This window comes from Kitasatospora sp. NPDC034023 (genome assembly GCF_055575795.1).
On record NZ_JBVIRY010000015.1, the window covers coordinates 1 to 20,822 of the forward strand.

15 protein-coding genes, 1 pseudogene and 1 riboswitch are annotated in these 20,822 nt (G+C 72.4%); of the genes and pseudogenes, 7 read left to right on the top strand and 9 right to left on the bottom strand.

What is annotated here, in order from left to right; genetic code table 11:
* The 6 genes and pseudogenes from ACZ52R_RS20445 to ACZ52R_RS20470 all read left to right on the top strand — a co-directional run.
* Positions 1 to 77: pseudogene (locus ACZ52R_RS20445) on the top strand (peptide deformylase); the annotation flags it as partial.
* 142 nt (positions 78 to 219) lie between these two features.
* Positions 220 to 723, top strand: coding sequence for a flavodoxin family protein (locus tag ACZ52R_RS20450; protein ID WP_465617536.1), 504 nt, complete (start codon positions 220 to 222; stop codon positions 721 to 723).
* Positions 724 to 868: 145 nt separating this feature from the next.
* The gene (gene cseB, locus ACZ52R_RS20455; RefSeq protein WP_465617538.1) at positions 869 to 1,591 is read left to right on the top strand and encodes a two-component system response regulator CseB; all 723 of its coding nucleotides are present in this window, start codon (positions 869 to 871) and stop codon (positions 1,589 to 1,591) included.
* Positions 1,592 to 1,596: 5 nt separating this feature from the next.
* On the top strand, positions 1,597 to 2,871 hold the full coding sequence (locus ACZ52R_RS20460) for a sensor histidine kinase (RefSeq protein WP_465753854.1): 1,275 nt from the start codon (positions 1,597 to 1,599) through the stop codon (positions 2,869 to 2,871).
* A 204-nt stretch (positions 2,872 to 3,075) separates the two neighbouring features.
* On the top strand, positions 3,076 to 3,813 hold the full coding sequence (locus ACZ52R_RS20465; protein WP_465617770.1) for an ABC transporter ATP-binding protein: 738 nt from the start codon (positions 3,076 to 3,078) through the stop codon (positions 3,811 to 3,813).
* A 52-nt stretch (positions 3,814 to 3,865) separates the two neighbouring features.
* A complete protein-coding gene (locus ACZ52R_RS20470; RefSeq protein WP_465753855.1) occupies positions 3,866 to 6,382 on the top strand; it encodes an ABC transporter permease in 2,517 nt (838 codons plus the stop codon).
* 82 nt (positions 6,383 to 6,464) lie between these two features.
* On the opposite strand, the gene ACZ52R_RS20475 is transcribed toward ACZ52R_RS20470, so the two are convergent.
* The 8 genes from ACZ52R_RS20475 to ACZ52R_RS20510 form a co-directional block, all read right to left on the bottom strand.
* Positions 6,465 to 7,523 carry a ferritin-like domain-containing protein gene (locus ACZ52R_RS20475; protein WP_465753856.1) on the bottom strand — a complete coding sequence of 353 codons (1,059 nt, stop codon included), beginning with the start codon at positions 7,521 to 7,523 and terminating at the stop codon, positions 6,465 to 6,467.
* A 381-nt stretch (positions 7,524 to 7,904) separates the two neighbouring features.
* Positions 7,905 to 8,900 (bottom strand): ribonucleotide-diphosphate reductase subunit beta, encoded by a 996-nt coding sequence (locus ACZ52R_RS20480; RefSeq protein ID WP_465617772.1) that lies wholly within the window; start codon positions 8,898 to 8,900, stop codon positions 7,905 to 7,907.
* 20 nt (positions 8,901 to 8,920) lie between these two features.
* Entirely contained in the window at positions 8,921 to 11,341 is a 2,421-nt protein-coding gene (locus ACZ52R_RS20485) for a ribonucleoside-diphosphate reductase subunit alpha (protein WP_465661413.1), read from the bottom strand.
* Positions 11,342 to 11,532: 191 nt separating this feature from the next.
* Positions 11,533 to 11,658, bottom strand: a riboswitch (cobalamin riboswitch).
* Positions 11,659 to 11,740: 82 nt separating this feature from the next.
* Positions 11,741 to 13,078: a GH12 family glycosyl hydrolase domain-containing protein gene (locus ACZ52R_RS20490; protein ID WP_465617546.1), complete on the bottom strand. Its 1,338-nt coding sequence runs from the start codon at positions 13,076 to 13,078 to the stop codon at positions 11,741 to 11,743.
* A 95-nt stretch (positions 13,079 to 13,173) separates the two neighbouring features.
* On the bottom strand, positions 13,174 to 14,490 hold the full coding sequence (locus tag ACZ52R_RS20495) for a glycoside hydrolase family 26 protein (RefSeq protein WP_465617548.1): 1,317 nt from the start codon (positions 14,488 to 14,490) through the stop codon (positions 13,174 to 13,176).
* A complete protein-coding gene (locus ACZ52R_RS20500; protein ID WP_465753857.1) occupies positions 14,490 to 16,538 on the bottom strand; it encodes a glycosyltransferase family 2 protein in 2,049 nt (682 codons plus the stop codon). The genes ACZ52R_RS20495 and ACZ52R_RS20500 overlap by 1 nt, the downstream gene beginning before the upstream one ends.
* Before the next feature lie 252 nt (positions 16,539 to 16,790).
* Complete coding sequence (locus ACZ52R_RS20505) at positions 16,791 to 17,921, bottom strand: DUF2510 domain-containing protein (protein ID WP_465617552.1); 1,131 nt, start codon at positions 17,919 to 17,921, stop codon at positions 16,791 to 16,793.
* A 74-nt stretch (positions 17,922 to 17,995) separates the two neighbouring features.
* The gene (locus ACZ52R_RS20510; protein ID WP_360505696.1) at positions 17,996 to 18,490 is read right to left on the bottom strand and encodes a GNAT family N-acetyltransferase; all 495 of its coding nucleotides are present in this window, start codon (positions 18,488 to 18,490) and stop codon (positions 17,996 to 17,998) included.
* A gap of 399 nt (positions 18,491 to 18,889) precedes the next feature.
* On the opposite strand from ACZ52R_RS20510, the gene ACZ52R_RS20515 reads away from it, so the two are divergent.
* Complete coding sequence (locus ACZ52R_RS20515) at positions 18,890 to 19,882, top strand: helix-turn-helix domain-containing protein (RefSeq protein ID WP_465617557.1); 993 nt, start codon at positions 18,890 to 18,892, stop codon at positions 19,880 to 19,882.
* Positions 19,883 to 19,889: 7 nt separating this feature from the next.
* Here the strand turns inward: ACZ52R_RS20515 and ACZ52R_RS20520 are convergent, their stop codons facing one another.
* Entirely contained in the window at positions 19,890 to 20,732 is an 843-nt protein-coding gene (locus ACZ52R_RS20520) for a histidine phosphatase family protein (RefSeq protein WP_465617559.1), read from the bottom strand.
* Positions 20,733 to 20,822 lie beyond the last annotated feature (90 nt).

The window sequence follows — 20,822 nt, forward strand, 5'->3', positions numbered from 1 at the left end:
CCAAGCGCGACCGCAAGGACGCCCTGAAGCAGATGGCCGAGGGCACGGCGAAGTACGCGACCGTGCCGAACGCCTGACGGCGGAGCGGCTGTCGGGCTTCGACGAAGGCCGGCGCGGACCCGTCCGCGCCGGCCTTCGGCGTTCCCGGCCGACGATGTCACGTTCTCCCGCCCCGTCCGGTCCATTCCTCGGAAGTGACCGAACGGAAGGGGAACCGTCATGAAGGCCGTCATCGTGTGCGCGTCCGTGTCCCACGGAAACACGAGGAGGATCGCCGAGGCCATGGGCCGGGTGCTGTCGGCCCCGGTGGTCGAGCCCGAACAGGTCGACGCGGCCGGGCTCTCCGGCTACGACCTGGTGGGCTTCGGCTCGGGGATCTTCACGGGGCAGTTCCACCCACGGCTGCGCCACTTCGTCCGGTCGGTTCCCGAGCGGGCTCCCCAGGGGCAACGGCAGGGGCAGCGGCAGCGGGCGTTCGTGTTCGCCACCAGCGGGCTGCCGGAGCTGCCGGTCCGGCCCTTCACCCGCCCCCTGGTGCGGCAGCTCGAACGGAAGGGCTTCGAGGTGGCCGGCGCCTTCTCCTGCCGGGCCTTCGACACCTGGCTCCCCTTCAAGCTGGTAGGCGGCATCAACAAGGCGCGGCCGGACGGCGACGACCTGGCGGCGGCGCGCGCGTTCGCCGAGGGGCTGCGCGCGGACGGCCCCGGCGGCAGCGCTGGGTGAGCCGGGCTCCTCGGGCGGGGTTCCGTATCGGGTGGGTATCAGCGAGCGCTCGGTCCGCCGTCGACCGGTTCCACACGGCGGGCGCGTCCGGTATCTGCCGTATCGTTCCCTTGTCCGCCGCCGAGTGAACTGGAGCCCGCCGCCCGTGTCCTCGCCCGCACCGTCCCCGCGCCCGGTCCGCGTGCTGCTGGTGGAGGACGACGACCTGATGCGCCGCTCCTTCACCGTCGCGCTGGAACGCTACGGCTACGAGATGACGGCCGCGGCCGACGGCCTCACGGGGCTGGAGCTGTTCCGGGCCGAGCAGTTCGACCTGCTCGTCCTCGACGTGATGCTGCCCGGACTAGACGGGATCGGCCTGTGCCGCCGGATCCGGGAGACCAGCCTGGTGCCGGTGCTGATGATGTCCGCGCGCGGCGACGGGCTCGACGTCGTCGCCGGACTGGAGGCCGGGGCGGACGACTACGTGGTCAAGCCCGTGGACACCTTCGTGCTGGTGGCGCGCATCCGCTCGCTGCTGCGGCGGGCGACGTACACACCCGTCCCCTCGCCCGAGGCCGCTGCCGCTGCCGAGGGCGAGGGCAAGGTCCTGGTGTTCGGGGACCTGACCGTCGACACCGCCGGCATGGAGGTGTCCGTCGGCGGACTCCCGGTCGCGCTGACCCCGACCGAACTCAAGCTGCTGCTGGAGTTCGCGGCCCACCCCGGCGTGGTGCTGGAGCGGCACACCCTGCTGCGCAACGTCTGGGAGTACGGCTGGGACGGCGACAGCCGGGTGGTGGACCTGTGCGTGCAGCGGCTGCGCCGCAAGCTCGGCCGGGAGCGGATCGAGACGGTCCGCGGCTTCGGCTACAAGCTCAAGCGCTGAACGCGATGCGTACGCTCCGTCGGCGTCGGGCCTCGCTGCGCTGGAAGATCGCCGCCCTCGCCGCCGCCACCGCCTGCCTGGTCGCGGCGGCGGTCGGCGTGCTGGTGCACCTGTGGACCGCCCAGGACATCCGCAGCCGGGCCGAGGCGCGGGCCTTCAACGCCGTGTACTCGGCCGTGGACGTCTACCGGCGCACCGGAGCACTGGCCGACGGCGCCGAACTCGACCCGGCCGACCTGCCCGCCGGCTTGCGGCACCCGGCCGACGGGAACCGGCACACCGCGTACGACGGACGCGTCGAGGGCAACGCGGGCCCGAGCGCCTGGGCCGCCCAGCGCACCGGCGGCCCGGGCAGCCCGGTGCTGGCCGTACGGATCAACATGGGCCCGGAGCTGTCCGATCTGCCCCGGCTGGACGTGGCGATGGCGGTGGCCTCGCTGCTCGCCCTCGCCGTGGCCACGCCGGCCGCGGTGTACGGGGCCGGGCTGCTCGCCCGCAGACTGCGGCGGGTCGCCGAGACCGCGGACCGCATCTCCGCCGGGGACCTCGACGCCCGCACCGGGCCCACCAAGGGCGACGACGAAGTGGCGGACATCGCGGCGACGGTGGACGCGATGGCCGACAGCCTCGGCCGACTGCTCCGGACGGAACGGCAGTTCACGGCCGACGTGGCACACGAGCTGCGCACCCCGATCGGCGGGCTGCTCGCCGCCGCCGACCTGCTGCCGCCCGGCGAGACGGAGGACCTCATCCGGGCGCGGGTGCGCGACCTGCGCGGACTGGTCGAGGACCTGCTGGAGATCTCGCGGCTGGACGCCGGGGCGGAACAGCCCGTACGGGCCCGGGTGCCGCTGGGCGCCGTCGTCCGGGAGGCCGTGGCGCGCACCGGGTTCGAGGCCGAGGTCTGCGTGGCAGCGGTTTCCGAGGCTGACACGGCGTCGGCGGCATCCTCGCCGTCGGCGTCGGTGGAGACCGACCCCCGGCGGCTGGAACGGATCGTCGGCAACCTCGTCGTCAACGCGCACCGGCACGGGGCCGCCCCGGTGCTGGTCACGGTCGAGGGACGCACCGTCGTCGTGCGCGACCACGGCCCCGGCTTCCCCGCCGACCTGCTGCGGCACGGCCCACGCCGGTTCCGGACCGGCGCCGCCGAGCGCGGCACGGGCCACGGGCTCGGCCTGACCATCGCGGCAGGACAGGCCCGACTGCTCGGCGCGGAGCTGAGCTTCGCCAACGCCGCGGACGGCGGCGCGGTGGCCACCCTGCGACTGCCGGACTGACGCGCTGCCGCACGACCGCTTGCTACGGAACTGCTTGCTGCACAACGCGTGCTGGACAGCCGCTTGCTACCGAACTGCTGCCGACTGGCGCGGGCGCTGATACACGGCGGCCCAGGGGCCTGATACGTGCACCGGACACCCTTCGAAGTGCACCGATCCGCACCTCGAAGACGGAGTCCCCTCGTGACCGCCAACTCCCTCACCCTGCACACCACACCCGGGATCGCGGCCGCCACCGCCGACCTGACGAAGGTCTACGGCAACGGCGACACCCGGGTCACGGCGCTGGACCGGGTGAGCATCGCCTTCCGGGAGGGCGAGTTCACCGCGATCATGGGCCCGTCCGGCTGCGGCAAGTCCACCCTGATGCACTGCGCCGCCGGTCTCGACACCCCCACGTCGGGCTCCGTCCGGATCGGTACGACGGAACTGGGCGGCCTGGGCGACCGGCAGCTCACCCAGCTGCGGCGGGACCGGGTCGGCTTCATCTTCCAGGCGTTCAACCTGCTGCCCACCCTGACCGCGCTGGAGAACATCACGCTCCCGCTGTCGCTCGCCGGGCGGCGGGTGGACCGGGAGTGGCTGGAGCGCGTGGTGTCGATGGTCGGGCTGTCCCAGCGCCTCGGCCACCGCCCGGCCGAACTGTCCGGTGGGCAGCAGCAGCGCGTCGCGGTCGCCCGGGCGCTGGTCGCGCGGCCCGCGATCGTGTTCGGCGACGAGCCGACCGGCAACCTCGACTCCCGGGCCGGGGCCGAGGTCCTCGGCTTCCTGCGGGACTCCGTACGGGAGTTGGGCCAGACGGTGGTCATGGTGACGCACGACCCGGTGGCCGCCGGCTACGCGGACCGGGTGGTGTTCCTGGCCGACGGGCGGCTGGTCGACGAGATGGCGCACCCGACGCCGGACCGGGTGCTCGACGTCATGAAGTCCTTCGCCGGCTGAGCCGGCGCCGAGTCCGCGCCCCTTCTCCTCCCGACACCTCCGAAAGCTGCTCATGCTGACCACAGCCCTGCGCAACGTGCTGGCGCACAAGGCCCGTCTGCTGATGACCGTCCTCGCGGTCTGCCTCGGCGTCGCCTTCGTCTCCGGCACCCTGGTCTTCGCGGACTCCACCGCCGCCGCCCACCGGGCCGCCGCCACCAGGAACTTCGCCGACATCGCGGTCACCGTCACCGCGAAGGAGTCCCCCGCCGCGCCCGACCAGCCGAGCGTGCTGACGGACGCGCTCGCGCGCCGCCTCGCCGACGTGCCCGGGGTCGCCGCGGTCCGGCCGTCCGCCGACGGGAGCGCCGTCCTGAACGCGGCCGACGGCACACCGCTGCGGGTCAAGCCGGGGACGAACCTCGCGGCCGCGTACGACCAGGGGCGGTACCCCCTGGTCGAGGGGCGCGCCCCCGCCGCCGCCGAGGAGATCGCCGTGGACCGGGGCACCGCCGCCGCGGGCCGCCTCCACCTGGGGGACACGGTCACGCTCGCGACGGACGGCCCCGCCCTCACGGCGCGCCTGGTCGGCATCGTCACGACCCGGGACACCCGGGTCACGGCCGGCGGTACGCTCACCCTCTTCGACCGGGCCACCGCACAGCGGTTGTTCGCGACCCCCGGCCACTACACCGGCATCGACGTCTCGGCGGCCCCGGGCACCGGGCCGTACGAGCTGGCGCAGCGGATCGCCGGGATGCTCCCGGCGGACCGTGCCGAGACCACCACCGGACAGGCGCAGGCCGACCAACAGGCCATCTACGTCGGGGTGTTGACCCGGGGCTACCAGAAGATGCCGATGGTCTTCGCGGGCGTGTCCCTGTTCATCGGCTCGTTCCTCGTGGTCAACACCTTCACCATGCTCGTCGCCCGGCGCACCCGGGAGCTCGCGCTGCTGCGGGCGGTCGGCGCCACCCGCCGCCAGGTGGTCCGTTCCCTGCTGGCCGAGGCCGTGCTGGTCGGGCTCGCCGCGTCGGTGATCGGATTCATCGGCGGACTCGGCATCGCGTCCGTGCTGCCCCGGCTGCTGAGCGGCGACGGGAACCGGCTGCCGGAGGGCCCACTGGTGATCGGGCCCCGACCGGTGGCGGCGGCGCTGTTCGTCGGCGTCGGGGTGACCGTGCTGGCCGCCTGGCTGCCGTCGCGCCGGGCGGCGCGGATCGCACCGATCGAGGCGCTGCGCTCCGCCGCGCAGCCCGGTGGGCGCTCGTGGCTGCGTCCGATCGCCGGGGCGGTCCTGCTGCTGCTCGGCGTCGGTCTGCTGGTCTCGCTCGCGGGCTCGGCGAAGGACGCCTCGGAGGAGAACCTGCGCCGTGCGATGCTCGGCTGCGGCGTCCTCGTCGTCGCCCTGATCGTGCTGGCGCCGGCCCTCGCCGCCCCCGTGATCCGGGTGACCGGGCGTGTGATCCGGCGATTCGGCACCCCCGGCCTCCTGGCCCAGCAGAACGCGCTGCGCGACCCGAGGCGCACGGCGGCGACCGCCGCCACACTGCTCATCAGCACCGCGCTGGTCAGCGGGCTCGCCACCATCGGCAACTCGACCGGGCAGGCCCTGGACCGGCAGGTCGCGGACGGGCTCGGCGCCGACTACGTGATCAGCACCGGCAACACCATGACCGGCATCGACCCGGCCGCCGTGCAGCGGGTGGCCGGCGCCCCGGGAGTGCGGAGCGTCAGCGCGGTCGCGGACTCCACGGCGGTCGTGGGCGGTCGCGTCCGGGAGATCTCCGGCGTCGACCCGGCGGCCCTCGACCAGGTGATGAACCTCGACTTCGTGAGCGGCTCGGCGAAGGACCTCGGGCCCGGCCGGATCGCCGTCTCCAGCAGCGTCGCCCGGGAGACCGGGGTGAGCACGGGCGGGCAGGTCGACGCGCGCATCGGGCGGAGCGAGGAGTTCGCGCACTACACCGTGGTGGGCGTCTACCGGGACAACCCCACCGCCCACGATGTGCTGGGCACCCGCGACGAGGTGCAGCGCGACAGCTACAGGCCCGGCACCGTCCAGCGGGTCCTGGTGCGCGGCGAAGGCGCGACGGAGAACGGGCTGCGGACGGCGGTGGGCAACAACCCGCTGCTCAAGGTGCAGGACCGGGCCGCGCTGGTGCGCGAGGCGGCGGGGACGATGAGCGACCTGCTGACGCTGATGTACGGGCTGCTCGCGATCGGCGTCGTGATCGCCGCGCTCGGGATCGTCAACACGCTGGCGATGTCCGTCACCGAACGGACGCGGGAGATCGGTGTCCTGCGGGCCATCGGCATGGATCGGGCCGGCGTCCGTCGGATGATCCGCCTGGAGGCCGTGACGGTCGCCGCGTTCGGCACCCTGCTCGGCCTGGCCGGCGGGCTGTTCGGCGCCTGGGCGGTCGGGGCGCTGGCGGGCGGCGCGATGGAGCAGTACGCGCTGGCGCTGCCCTGGGGGACGCTGGCCCTCGTCTGCCTGGGATCGCTCGCGCTCGGCGCGGTCGCGGCGGCCGTCCCGGCCCGGCGGGCGGCGGCCCTGAGCCCGTTGGAGGCCGTCGCGGAGGCGTGACCTGTCCGCTTGCCCTGCCCCCGCTTGCCCTGCCCCCGCCCGCCCGGCGTTCCGTGCCGGGCGGGCGGGGGCACGCGTCCGGTCAGTTGGCGACGAAGAGCCACTCCGGGCCGTAGACGAGGTGGGGGTCCGAGGGGAGCTTGATGGCGTTGATCGTCCGTGCGGCGTCGCCCAGATCGCCCATGTGCCCGATCGCGTCGAAGAGCGAGTTCGGGTTGCCGCTCCAGGCCGAGCAGAGGGCGCGGAGCATGTCGCTGTAGGTCTTGTTGAAGTCGTGCAGCGCGGTGGCGGTGGCCTGGTCGGGCGTGTTGGCGGGGTCGTTGGCCCAGCCGCCCTCGGGGACACGGGCGACGGGGGCGGTGTCCGGGAGCGGGACGTCGGGGCCGGTGAACTCGAACCTCCCCGTGGTGGGGTTCTTGACCAGCTTCTTGCCGACGGCGATCTCCTTGAACGCGTAGTAGTGGGCGAGTTCGCCCGGGGCGCCCGGGAAGGGGTTGTCCGGGGATGCCGTGGTGCCCTCGCCCTGGGTCTGGATGATGTGGATCGCCTTCAGGACGTCGTCGATGGTGTTCATCGGGACGATGTCGTTGCCGGCGCCGTGGTTCGAGAGCGGGAAGGTCACCTGGTTCTGACCGGTGAGCAGGTGGGCGAAGTTGGGGAAGACGTCGGCGATCCGCTGGTAGAAGGCGCCGATGGTGTTGCCGTCGGCGGCGAAGGCGAGGGGGTTCTCGGGCTTCTCGATGTCGGAGAAGAGGCCCGCCGACTCCCGCGTCAGCCCGCTGAGGGAGACGACCAGCCCCGGGTTGACCCCGCCGGGCAGCTCGCCCGGGTACTTCGGGACGGTGGCGGGGTCGGTGAGGACGACGGTGCCGCCGATGCTGGTGAGCATGTTGCAGACCAGGCCGAAGTGCGACATCTCATCGAAGATGATCTCCCGGATGGTGTTGCGGACGGGTTGGGTGCTGTCCTGGCTGGTGATCGACCAGAGCGCGGTGGCGTAGGGCGGGATGGTGGACAGCTCCAGCATGATCGCCCGCTGCAGCGCGTCCTTGAGCTCCTGCTCCGTCCAGTCCTTCTCCGCGATGTTCATCAGCTGGACGATCGCGTCGCTCTCGTAGTCCAGGATTCCGGTCGTCGTCACCGTGGGCCCCTCTCGTCTCGTCGTACGGCTGTGCGCCGGACCGTAACCGGAGGTGGGCGGTACGTGTGCGTGCGGTGCCGGTGTGGCCCCGGGAGTTCAGCCGGACGGGTGGAGCACGCCGATAGCACTGCCGTGGTGCGTCGACCGGTGCGCGCATCTTCGCCGGTGGCGCAGGAAGTCGGACCGGCCGACTTCCTGCACCACCAAGGCCCGGCCGGCCGGGGTGCTCGTCGAGCGACGGCTATCGGCCCAGACCCTGAGGACGCGTGGTCCTCCTTCCTCGCCGGGGTCAAGTCCGGCGAGTTTTCTACCGACTGATACGACAGAGGTGCCCCGCACGGGCTGTGGCCGTGCGGGGCACCTCTGTCGTATCCGGCTCTTCTAGAAGTCGTCGTCGAAGGAGACCGAGCCCTCGACAGCCACCTGGTACGCCGACACCCGGCGCTCGAAGAAGTTGGTCAGCTCCTGGACGTTCTGGAGCTCCATGAAGCCGAACGGGTTGGTGGACCCGTACCGGATGGGCATGCCCAGGCGGGCCAGGCGCTGGTCGGCCACGGCCTCCAGGTACTGGCGCATCGAGTCGGTGTTCATGCCGGCCAGACCGTCGCCGCACAGGTCCTGGGCGAACTGGAGCTCGGCCTCGACAGCCTCCTCCAGCATCTCCGTGACCTGCTTGGCCATCTCCTCGTCGAAGAGGTCGGGCTCCTCCTCGCGCACGGTGTCGACGACCGACATCGCGAAGTCCATGTGCATGGACTCGTCGCGGAACACCCAGTTGGTACCGGTCGCGAGACCGTGCAGCAGGCCCCGGCTCCGGAACCAGTACACGTAGGCGAACGCGCCGTAGAAGAACAGGCCTTCCACACACGCCGCGAAGCAGATCAGGTTGAGCAGGAACGCCCGCCTGTCCTCCTTCGTCTGCAGCGAGTCGATGTGGTCGACCGCGTTCATGTACTTGAAGCAGAACTGGGCCTTCTGGTGGATGGAGGGGATGTTCTCCACCGCGGCGAAGGCCGCGTTGCGGTCCTCCGGGTCCGGAAGGTAGGTGTCGAGCAGCGTCAGGTAGAACTGGACGTGCACGGCCTCCTCGAACAGCTGCCGGCTCAGGTAGAGCCGCGCCTCCGGGGAGTTGATGTGCTTGTAGAGGCTCAGCACCACGTTGTTCGCGACGATCGAGTCGCCCGTCGCGAAGAACGCGACGAGGCGCCCGATGAGGTGGCGCTCGCCCTCGCTCAGCTTCGCCAGGTCGGCGACGTCCGAGTGAAGGTCGACCTCCTCGACCGTCCAGGTGTTCTTGATGGCGTCCCGGTACCGGTCGTAGAACGACGGGTAGCGCATCGGGCGCAGGGTCAGCTCGAAGCCGGGGTCGAGCAGCATCTTGCGGTCTTCGGGGGTGCTCACTGGCAGGCCTCGCAGGACTCGGGGTTCTCCAGGGAGCAGGCCAGCGCGGCCTCCTCCTCCGGGGTGAGGGTCGGGGTGCCCACCGGGATCGTGTTGGCCGGCACCGGCGCGGCGGCGCGGGCGGTACCCGACGCGGCCTGGGCGATGCGGGTGGCCGGGCGCGAACGCAGGTAGTAGGTGGTCTTGAGACCGACCTTCCACGCGTAGGCGTACATCGAGCTGAGCTTGCCGATGGTCGGCGCCGCCATGAACAGGTTCAGCGACTGGCTCTGGTCCAGGTACGGCATGCGGGCCGCGGCCAGGTCGATCAGCGCGCGCTGCGGCAGCTCCCACGCGGTGCGGTACAGCGACCGCACCTCGGCGGGCAGCCAGTTCAGCTCCTGCACCGATCCGTTGGCGTCGCGCAGCGCGTCGCGGGTCTGCTGGTCCCAGACGCCGAGCTCCTTGAGCTCGCGCACCAGGTACGGGTTGACCTGGAGGAACTCGCCGCTGAGCGTCTCGCGCTTGAACAGGTTGGACACCTGCGGCTCGATGCACTCGTACACGCCGGCGATGGACGCGATGGTCGCGGTCGGCGCGATGGCCAGCAGCAGCGAGTTGCGCAGGCCGGTCTCGGCGATGCGGGCGCGCAGCGCGGTCCAGCGGTCGGCCCACTGCGGGGCGGCCGTCGGGAAGTGGTCGATGTGCAGTTCGCCGCGGGCGGCGCGGGTCTCGCCGTACGCCTCGTGGCGGCCGAGCCGCTCGGCCAGGTCGGCGGAGCGCTCGTAGGCGGTGAGCATGATGCGCTCGGCGATCAGCGTGGACAGCCGGGCGGCCTCGGCGGAGTCGAAGTCGAGCCGCAGCTTGAAGAGGACGTCCTGGAGGCCCATCACGCCGAGGCCCACGGGCCGCCAGCGGGAGTTGGAGGTGCCGGCCTCGGTGGTCGGGTAGAAGTTGATGTCCACGACGCGGTCGAGGAAGGTGACGGCGGTGCGCACGGTGGCGTCGAGCCGCTCCCAGTCCATGGCGCCCAGCAGGTCGTCGGCGGACGCCCCGGGGGCCACGTGGGCGCCGAGGTTGACCGAGCCGAGGTTGCAGACGGCGGTCTCGGAGTCGTCCGTGACCTCCAGGATCTCGGTGCACAGGTTGGAGGAGTGCACCGTGCGGCCCGGCAGCGCGGTCTGGTTGGCGGCGCGGTTGGAGGCGTCCTTGAAGGTCATCCAGCCGTTGCCGGTCTGCGCGAGGGTGCGCATCATGCGGGCGTACAGGGTCTGCGCGGGGATGGTGCGCACGGCCTTGCCGGCCAGCTCGGCCTTGCGGTAGGCCTCGTCGAAGTCGGCGCCCCACAGGTCGACCAGCTCGGGCACGTCGGCCGGGGAGAACAGCGACCAGTCCGCGTTGGCGTTGACCCGGCGCATGAACTCGTCCGGGATCCAGTGCGCCAGGTTGAGGTTGTGGGTGCGGCGGGCCTCTTCGCCGGTGTTGTCGCGCAGCTCGAGGAACTCCTCGATGTCGGCGTGCCAGGTCTCCAGGTAGACGCAGGCGGCGCCCTTGCGACGGCCGCCCTGGTTGACGGCGGCGACGGAGGAGTCGAGGGTGCGCAGGAACGGCACGATGCCGTTGGACTTGCCGTTGGTGCCGCGGATCAGGCTGCCGCGCGAGCGGATGCGCGAGTAGGACAGGCCGATGCCGCCGGCGTGCTTGGACAGGCGGGCGATCTGCGCGTAGCGGTTGTAGATCGAGTCCAGGTTGTCCAGCGGGGAGTCGAGCAGGTAGCAGCTCGACATCTGCGGGTGGCGGGTGCCGGAGTTGAAGAGCGTCGGCGAGGAGGTCAGGTACTCCAGGCGGCTCATCAGGCCGTACAGCTCGGCGACTTCGCGCACGGACTGCTCGTTGTCGCCGACCGCCAGGCCACAGGCGACGCGGAGCAGGAAGTGCTGCGGGGTCTCGATCACCTTGCGGGTGATCGGGTGGCGCAGCAGGTAGCGGGACTGCACGGTGCGCAGGCCGAAGTACTCGAAGCGGTCGTCGCCCTTGGTGTCGATCAGCGCGTCCAGGGCGGCGGCGTGCTTGGCGACGAACTCCGCGGTGGTGTCGCCGATCAGGCCCTCGGCGTGGCCGACGGTGATCGAGGCGGAGAAGGACGTGGAGCCCTGGCTGTTCGCCTCGTCGACGATCTCCAGGGCGAGCAGGCGGGCGGCGAGCTTCGAGTACTGGGGGTCCTCGGCGATCATCGACGCGGCGGCGTCCACGGCCAGCCCGCGCAGCTCGGCGAAGTCCGAGCCGGCGTGGCGGCCGCGCAGCGCGGCGGCGGCGACATGGCCGGGGTCGACCTCGGTGAGGTCGACGCTGCGGTCGGTGAGCAGCCGCAGCAGGGCGCCGCCGGGGTCGGAGACCTTCGGGTCGGTGAAGGCGGTACCGGAGCCCTGGGCGGGCAGGGTGGCTGAGGCAGCGGTGGTCAAGGCGCTCTCTCCTGGCGGCGATCGTCGGCGGTGATCGGAGTACCGGGCGATCGGGGCAGGGGAGCACGCGCGCGGGCGCAAGCGGCGTCCGTGCGACGGTGGCATCCCCGGCCCGCCCGCGAGGCCCGGAAGGTACTGCTGGTGCTGGCGCGGCCTCTGCGGGAGGGCCGTGGCGCACGCTGTCGGCAGGTCATCGGACTCGCGGGCAGGGCTCTTGGAGCCGCTCGCTCACCGCTGCGGGGCAGTCCCGGATTCCCACCGGGTTCCCCTGCATCGACAGCAGGGATGAGCATACATCTAGTGGCGCGAGTCCGATGCAGCCCCACATGTAGTGTCGCGGGGCACGACTGTTCGACTCATCGTGCGATAATCTGCTCAGGCTGGAGGGTGCCATCCCTGGCCCGTACGGGCATCGCACGGGCGCATCCGCACCTGGGTGGTCCCGCCCGCGGAGGCGCTCGCAGAGGCGCCCGCGGAGGCGCTCGCAGTCCCGCTCGAGGAGGCGCTCGGACCGGCACTGGCGGCAGCGCTCGGACCCGCACTCCCGGCAGCACCCGGATTCTCGACGCAGCGCCCCGTGTCCTGGTTGGCGAGCTGTCCCGTGGGGGTCACCCGCCAGCGCTGGTCGGGCCGCGAGGTGCAGCCGGTGAGGACGGGGAAACCGAGGCCCGGGTCCTCGACGCAGCGCCCGTTCTGCCCGATCGAGCCGTTGTCCCCCATCGTCCAGGTCTGGGCCGGCGAGCCGTCGCAGGTGCCGGCGCCGACCGCGGCCGGATCGCCCGCCACCCGGCTGTCCAGACAGAGACCGGGCAGGGCCGAGGTGATCGCGCCGCTCGGCTGTCCGGCGGCGGCCTGGAACGAGAAGGAGTCGCTGCCGAGGCCGGCGCCGCCGTCCCAGATCTCGAACCCGGCCTGGACGGCGCACAGGTACGAGCCGGCCGGGACGTAGCCGCGCTGGATGGCGTCGCGGGTGAAGGCCCGCAGGTCCAGGTCGGTGACGGAGGTCGTGCCGGTGGCCATCTCGTAGGTGATCAGGGTGTGGCTGCTCTTCTTCGGGGCCTCGTACACGCGGTAGGAGGTGCCGCCGACCTGTAGGTCGCCGGTCCGCTGGCCGAACGGGGTCTTGCCGTTGCCGCGCAGCCAGATCATCAGCTCGGCGCTCTCGGTGAAGGAGCAGCTGGTCCGGCTGTTGCTGTACCAGACGTCGTACGAGACGTTGTAGACGCCGCCGTCGACCTGGGTGGTCTGCCAACTGCTGGTCGCGTACCGCAGGTTGTCCACCGGGATGGGCAGCGGGCCGGTGCCGGGCTGGAGCTGGGTGCTGATGTGCGGGTAGGCGCCGGGGCCGCGGTCCGGGTCCGTGAGGCTGGCGGGGCTGATCCCGCTGCGGGTCACCCGGAAGTCGGTGCCGGCGCCGCTGCTGCTGATGCAGAGGCCGCCGGTGGCGTTCCACTCGTTCGGGTTGATCAGGTAGCGGCCGGAGTCGACGGCCTGGGACGGGTAGCGGTTCTGCCCGGTGGAGCAGATCTCGCCGGCGGTCGCGGCCGGCAGCGGGGTGACGGCCGTGGTCGCCCGGACGGGCGCCTGCGGGTCCCGCGAGTCGTGCGGGATCAGCACCGCGCACAGGGCCAGCACGATCGCGATGGTCGGCGCGAGCCACCACCACGGGCGCAGGCCGCGGCGCCCGGTTCCGGGCACGACGGGGTGGGTCATGGGGCTCTCGCCTCCCTGCTGCGGTGTCTGCGGCCGGTGCGCGGGCCGGGGCGGTGGTGTCGTAGGCCGGTACGCGGGCCGGGGCGGGGTCGTGCTCACCCGGCGGGCGTGGAACTCGACCGGGGCTTGGTCGCGGGCGAGGTCGGCTTCTTGACCGGAGGCTTCTGGGTGGTGGCCGACGGGCTGGGGGAGGCCGGCGCGTCGGGGGAAGGGGCGGGTGCCGGGGCCGGCGCCGTGACGGTCAGGGCCGGCTCGGAGTGGACGGTCCAGGGCGTGTTGTAGCGCGGCGCGGAGACCCCGGCGGCGAACGCCTGGGCGGCGGCGGGGGACGCGGCCACCCGCCAGTCGACCTCCTTCCTCGCCTCGTACCAGATCACGCCGATGATGTCGGGGTGCTGGGCGAGCTGCGAGAACATCTCGGTGATCCACTGTGCCTTCAGCCCCGAGGTGTCGGTGGCCCCGGTCTCGGTGATCACCACGGGCTTGTGGCTGAACGCCCGGATCTGCTCGATGGTCGGCTGGAAGATCTGGTCGAACGACTTGTACTTCTCGACGCCGGTGGTGCCGTAGTAGCCGGACAGGCCGACCCAGTCGACGTAGTCGTCGCCGGGGTAGAGCGTGTTCAGGCTGGTGGCGTTCTCGTAGTCGACGTTGGGGCTCCACACCCAGGTGACCCGGGTGGCGCCGGCCTGCTTGAAGATGTCGTGGACGTGCCGCCAGGCCTGGACGTACTGGCCCTTCTTGTTGCCGTTGGACTGCTCGGCCCAGGGGTACCAGTAGCCGTTCATCTCGTGGGCGAAGCGCAGGGCGACGGGGTAGCCGAGGCCCTTGATGCCGTCGGCCCAGGTCTTGATGTAGTCGTCGAACCTGCCGTCGATGATGTTGGAGAGGGAGTACTCCGGCTGCTCGCCGCGGAGCTTGTCCTCCTTGGCTTCCTTGCGGTAGTCCCAGGGCTCCCAGGCGACCATCGGCATGATGCCGCGTTCGGCGACGGTGTCGAAGACCCGGCGGTCGAACTTCCGGTCCCACCAGCCGACCGAGAACTCCAGCACGTTCGGCTGGTGCTTGACGGCCGCGGTGAACTCGTCGAGCGGGCCGAGGTCGTAGGGGCCGGGCTTGGTCATGATGCCGGTGAACGCGCCGCCGGCCGGCGGGAACTGCGGGGGCGGGGGCGGTGTGGTGGGCGTCGCGGCCGCCGTCGGGCTCTGGCCGGCCGTCGCGGGGGTGGCGGTCGGTGACGCGGCCAGGGCGGTGGTCAGCCAACTCGGCATCGCCGTCGGGGCGGCGCCGGCGAAGGTGTACGGCTCCAGGTCGTGCGCACGGGAGAGCCGGGGCGCCAGGACGAAGGTGTACCCGACCATCAGGGCCAGGGCGACCAGGGCGGCGATCCGGGGGACGGTGATCCGCAGCATCAGCGGCTCCTCCGCTCGGTCCGGGAGCCGGCCCGGGCCGGCTCCAGCAGCTCCTCGAACTCGTCCTCGGCGAGGGCTCCTTCGACGGGTTCCTCGGATTCCTCGACGGCTTCTCCGAAGGCGTCCTCGACGTTTTCTCCGACGGGTCCTCCGACGGCTGCCCCGGTGCGCGGCGGTTCGGTCCGCTGGGAGGGCAGGTGGCCGGGCAGCCGGTCGGCGGCGGGCGCCTCGGCGGCCCTGGCCGCGGCGGCCCGCTGGGCCCGGGCCTCGCGGCGTCCGCTGACGAAGGAGATCACCAGCGGCGCGAGACCGGTGAACAGGCTGACGCCGGCCCAGAACCGCAGGATCCAGATGTCGTGGTGGAGCGTGAAGCTCGCGCCGAGCAGCCCGCCCGCGACCGCCGCCCACAGCAGGTGCAGCCGGAAGGTCGACAGCGACTCGGCGCTGCGCAGGTCGCCCTTGGCGGTGACGGCGTAGGCGAGCGGGCGGCGCAACAGCGCCGCGATCGCGGCGGCGACGTAGACCGGGCCGGCGAACATGGCCAGCCCCATGCCGGCCACGCCGATCTCGCGCCGCTCGTGCGCGGCCAGGTTGAAGCGGCGCAGCCACAGCCACAGCACGAACCAGCTGCCCATGCTGGCGCCCCACAGGGCCATCCAGTGGGTGCTGTTGAGGTGGATGGAGGTGACGCCGAGGGCCAGGTAGACGGAGGTGGCGAGGCTGCCGAGGACGGTGTTGATCGCCACGCTCGGGTAGTAGAACTGGACCAGGCCGTAGAGCACCCGCTGGCGCAGCCGCAGCTTGATGCCGGAGCGCAGCCGGCTCTTGAGCAGGATCTCCCAGATGCCGTACGCCCAGCGCTTCTGCTGGTTGAAGTAGTCGGTCCAGGAGGTCGGGCCCTCGCCGACGGCGAGAACGTCGGGGGTGTAGACGCCCTTCCAGTGCCGGTCGGTCTCCGGGTTGACGGAGGCCTGGACCCGCATGCTGGTGAGGTGGTCCTCGATGATCGAGTCCTGGTAGCCGCCGATCTGCTGCCAGGCGACCGGCCGGTACAGGTGGTTGGTGCCGATCAGCAGCGGCGCGTCCATGCCGTTGCCGCCGCGCTCGACCAGGCCGGAGAACAGGTACTGCTGCACGGAGGCACCGTGGGCGACCCAGTTGTCGTACATGTTGCCGTACACCTGGGGGGCGACCACGAAGGCGACGTCGGGGTCGCGGAAGTATCCGAGGGTGCGCTCCAGGAAGCAGGGCAGCGGGACGTGGTCCGGGTCCATCTGGGCCACCACGTCGTAGCCGTGCTCGTGCTCGGCGCGCCAGGAGTTGTGGTTGCCGGACTTGGTCTTGGCCCGGAACTCGCCCTCGGCCTGGTTGTACTCGGGGCGTCCCTTGCGGCTGAAGTGGTGGACGCCGAGCCGGGCGGCCATCTCCTTGACCCGGTCGTCGTTGCCCTCGTCGAGGATCCAGACGTCGACCCGGCCGTCGTACTCGATCCGCAGCATGGCGGCGAGGGTCCGCTCGACGATCTCGATCGGCTCCTTGGAAGGCACGATCGTGGTCAGCACCGCGACCCGCAGCCCGGGCGGCGGAGTGACCGGCACCGGGTCCTTGGCGCGGAACGCGAAGACCCAGACGGCGAGGTTCTGAACCAGCCGGATCACTTCCACCGTAATAACGGAACAGAAGCAGATACGCGCCAGGTTGATCCGCCAGTCCGGGGACCAGCCGACGTGGGAGCTGGGGATGTGCTCGGGGAGGAGCAGCCAGCCGACGAAGACGAGGCCGGCCAGAGCGTTGACCGCCACCAGGACGGTCATGACGAACTTGACGCCGCGTGAGGAAACCGAGCGGTAACGGACGGCGGCGCCGTCCTCGCCGGGGGTCAGCGGGCCGGCGGTCTCGGCGCACGCCACGTAGGCGCGCTGGGCGGCGCTGTTGCGCAGCTCCCTGCGGACGATGCGGCGTTCGTTCCGGGCCCGGGGCAGGACGCGCCCGTGGCGTCCGCGCGCCCGGTTGCCCTGCGTCGCCGTGTGTTCGTTGGTGGAGTCCACCGGTCAACCCCCGTACAGCTGCCCGGTCGTACCGGAGCCGCTGGTTCCCTGCTCGGTCACCGCCCGTCGACGTCCGACACCGGGCCGTCGGGTCGACGGTCGTACGGCGTGGCGGCGTCACTCATGGGCTTGGCTGATTGTCGTTCAAGCGGTCAGCATACGGGCCGTGGCCGAGCGCTCTCTGCCGGGGCCGGGAATGCCAAGGCTCCCGCAAGCCCCGCGGAAGGGCGGGGCCTACGGGAGGGACGAGCGTCAGGGCGTGATCTTGACGGAGTTCGCGATCTGGTCCATCAGCGCCAGCGGCGGAGCCTCCGCCGCCTGGTCCAGGCAGATCTGGAGCACCGGGACGGTGGTCGCCCCGGCCGCCGGCGTGACCTCGAGGACGCCGCAGTAGCTGTCCGGCGTGGACGAGGCACTGGACATCGGGACGTGCCACAGCGCGAGGTAGCCGTCCATGCCCTGGATCTTGACGGCCGACTGCTTCACCGGGTCCGGCGGCGTCGGCGCGTCCGAGCCGTAACGGGTGTTGTAGAGCAGCTGGCCCATGCCGAGCACCAGGGACTTCGGGTCGGACCAGCCGCCGTTGAACACCCGGAGGTTCTGGACGACCACGCCGCGGGTGCAGGCCCCGTTGCCGTGGCCCACGCAGGCGTACGGGTTGACCGCGTAGCGGACCTCGTTCGGGGCCTTGGCGTCGACCTGGACCTGCCAGTCCTGCGGCAGCATGAAGTTCATCTTCGAGTCCTGGCCGGTGATCTGCCGCCCGCCGGGGAGCTGCTGGCCGCCGGTCAGGGCGGTGCCCATGAAGCCGTTCGGGCTCTTGGGGTCACCGGTGGGGGTCGCGGCCGTGGTCGAATCGGCCTTCGCCGAGCCGGGCTTCGCGGTCTTGTGGCCCAGGACGTAGCCGCCGCCCGCCATCACGACCGACAGCACCACGGCGCCGACGGCCACGAGTACCCGGCGCTTGGTGTTCTTCGGCTCGACGGTCTCGAACACCACCGAGGTGGGGATCGGCTTGGGCGTCGGCAGGCCGGGGGTCGGCGGGCCGGGCTGCTGCGGCGCCGGCCCGGGGGCCTGGGCCGGTCCCGGGGCCTGGCCCGGTCCGGACGTCTGGCCCGGTCCCGAGGTCTGGGTCGGCAGGGTGGCCAGCGTCGGAGCGGCCGGCGCCGTGGGCGCCGGCGGAACCTGCACCGCCGGGCTGACGGCCGTCGGCGCGGCAGCGTTCTGGACGGCATGGCCGGGGAACGGGCTCGCGGGCATGCCGCCGCCTCCCGGCTTGGCCTGAACCTTGTCGGTCCAGGTCGAACCATCCCACCAGCGCAGCGTATTGGGCTGCCCGGAAGGGTCCTCGTACCAGCCGCTAGGCGGACTCCCCGTCGTCATGCGGCGGATACTAGCAGCGAGCCGATCGGATGGTCATTTCAAGTCATGGGCTGGGCGTACCAGTCGACGCCGCCTCAGAACGCCAAGGTGTAGACCATCAGGTCCATCCCCGGGTACGGCGCCCAGTCCCGCTCGGGGGTGCGCCGGAAGCCGACCCGCTCGTAGACGCGGTGGGCGGCGGTCATCTCCGGGCGGGTGGAGAACGCCATGCCGGCCAGGCCGAGTTCGCGGCTGCGGGCGAGGGAGGCGCGCACCAGCGCCTCGCCGACGCCGCGGCCGCGGGCGGCGGTGTCGGTGGCGAGCATCCTGATCTCGCCCTCGCGCGGGGTGGCGATGTCCGCCCACTCGGTGCCGCCGACCGCGAAGGTCACGCAGCCGAGGACCCGCCCTGCGGCCGGGTCGACCGCGACCAGGAGCTCGGCCTCCCGGGCCCGGCGGTCGGCGTCGCGCAGCAGCTCGACGTAGCCGCTCCCGGGCGAGGTGAAGCCGCCGCCGACGAAGGCCTCGACGGTGATGCGGCCGGCGTCTTCGAGGTCCTCCGGGAGGGCCGGGCGGATGAGGTAGTCCATGCGGCCAGTGTGCCGGAGCCGTGCGGGGTGGAAAGCTCCGGGGTCGAACGGACCGGGAGGGTGGCCGGATCGGCGGAGGGGCGCAGGGAGGCGGCGGGCATGGTGCCGTACAGCCGCTCGGGGCGGGCGGGGTCGGCCGGGTAGCCGCCCGGGCGGTGGTAGTTGTCGCGGCGGGCCGCCGGGCCGCGGGAGACTTCGCGGCTGATCAGGACGCCGAGCAGGCCGAAGCCGCCGACGATTCCGGCCAGGGCGAGTGCGCCGGCAAGGGTGTCGCTGTCCATGGCCTCCACTCTGGTCGGGCGGGACGGCGCCCACGAGTGGCAGGAATGACCGATTGCCTCGAAATCCTGCCAGTCGGCGTCTTCCGCCGCGACGGACGGACCGGGCATCCTGGACGGCATGCTGAAGAACGACGGCGCGCCGAGGAGCGACGGCACGCTGAAGAACGTGGTCGCGGTGGTGCTGGAGGAGATCCACCCCTTCGAACTCGGGGTGGCCTGCGAGGTCTTCGGCCTCGACCGCACCGACGACGGGCTGCCCGGCTACGACTTCGCGCTCGCCGGCGCCCGCCCCGGGCCGCACGCCACCCATGCCGGCTTCGCCGTGGACGTCCCGTACGGCCCCGAGCGGCTGGCCGGGGCCGACCTCGCGGTGGTCACCGCGGCGAGGATCCGCCCCAGCTACCCCGAGCCGCTGCTGGAGGCGCTGCGCGGGGTGGTGGCGGACGGTGGCCGGGTGCTCTCCATCTGCAGCGGCGCCTTCGTGCTGGGCGCCGCCGGGCTGCTGGACGGCCGCCGCTGCGCCACCCACTGGCGGCACAGCGAGGACCTGGCGGCGCGCTTCCCGCTGACCACCGTCGAGCCGGACGTGCTGTACGTGGACGACGACCCGGTGATCACCTCCGCCGGGACGGCGGCCGGTATCGACGCCTGCCTGCACCTGGTACGCAAGGTGCAGGGTGCCGAGGTGGCCCGGGAGATCGCCCGCCGGATGGTGGTGGCGCCGCACCGGGAGGGCGGGCAGGCCCAGTTCGTGAACCGCCCGCTGCCGGAATGCGACGGCGACTCGCTGGCCCCGCTGCTCGACTGGATGCGCCACCACCTCGACTCGGAGGCCACCGTCGAACAGCTGGCCGTCCGGGCGCACATGTCGCCGCGCACCTTCGCCCGCCGCTTCCAGCAGGAGACCGGAACCACCCCGCACCGCTGGCTGGTCGGGCAACGGGTGCTGTTCGCCCAGCGGCTGCTGGAGTCCACCACCGAGCCGGTGGACGCGATCGCCGCCCGCTGCGGCTTCGGCAACGCGGCCGCCCTGCGGCACCACTTCGGCCGCCGGCTGGGCACCACGCCGCTGGCCTACCGCCGCTGCTTCGCCGACCCGGCCATGAAGTGACCGTGCGTCAGCCGGCTTCCACCGTCAGGTGGTCGACGGTGTTCCAGCGGTCCGGCCGCAGCCGCCCGTCCTGGGCCCGCCAGAGGCTGGTGGAGCAGTTGTGCACCGGCCCGAGCGCGGTGAGCTGCTCCTCGGTGAGCCGGTCCAGCGCGTAGCGGAGCATCAGCACCGTGCAGTCGTGCGCGACCAGCAGGACGGGCCGGCCGGCCTCCTCCTCGCAGACGTCCCGCAGCAGGCTGCGCACCCGCAGCGCGACGTCGGCCCAGGACTCGCCGCCGGGCGGCCGGTAGTACAGCTCGCCCATCTTGCGCCGCCGGGCCGCCTCCTCCGGGTGCTTGGCCTCGATGGCGGCCTTCGGCAGCATCTCGAGGATGCCGAGTTCGCGGTCGCGCAGTCGCTCGTCGTAGCGGACGGCCGGCGTGACCGGGACGGCGCCGAGTCCGGCGGCCTGGGCGAGCGCGATTCTCGCGGTCTCGGCGGTGCGCACGTACGGCGAGCACCAGACGCTGCGGGGGCGGTCGGCGCTGGGCAGGGCGGCCCACCAGTGGCCGAGCGCCTGGGCCTGCTGCCGCCCGTGCAGGGACAGCGGGATGTCGGCGTCGCGGCAGCTGATCGGGACGCTGAGCGCACCGGCGGCCTCGGCCAGCTGGAACTCGACGTTGGCGGTGGACTCGCCGTGCCGGGTGGCGATCAGCACGGACGGCAGCCGGGTGGCCGTCGCCGGGCGGTGGGCGGTGACGTGGTGGCTCTGGGCGCCGGCGTGCTGGTGCTGGTTCTGGGGCTGGTGCTGGGCGGACTGGTTCTGGGTGGACTGGTGCTGGCCGTTGAGGGTGGTACCGAGTTCTGCCATGGCCGCGAGCTCCCCGTGGTCGATCAGGTTCCGGCCGGTTGCCGGTCCGGTCTGGTGGTGCCCGGCGTGCACGCCTGTTCATACATATGA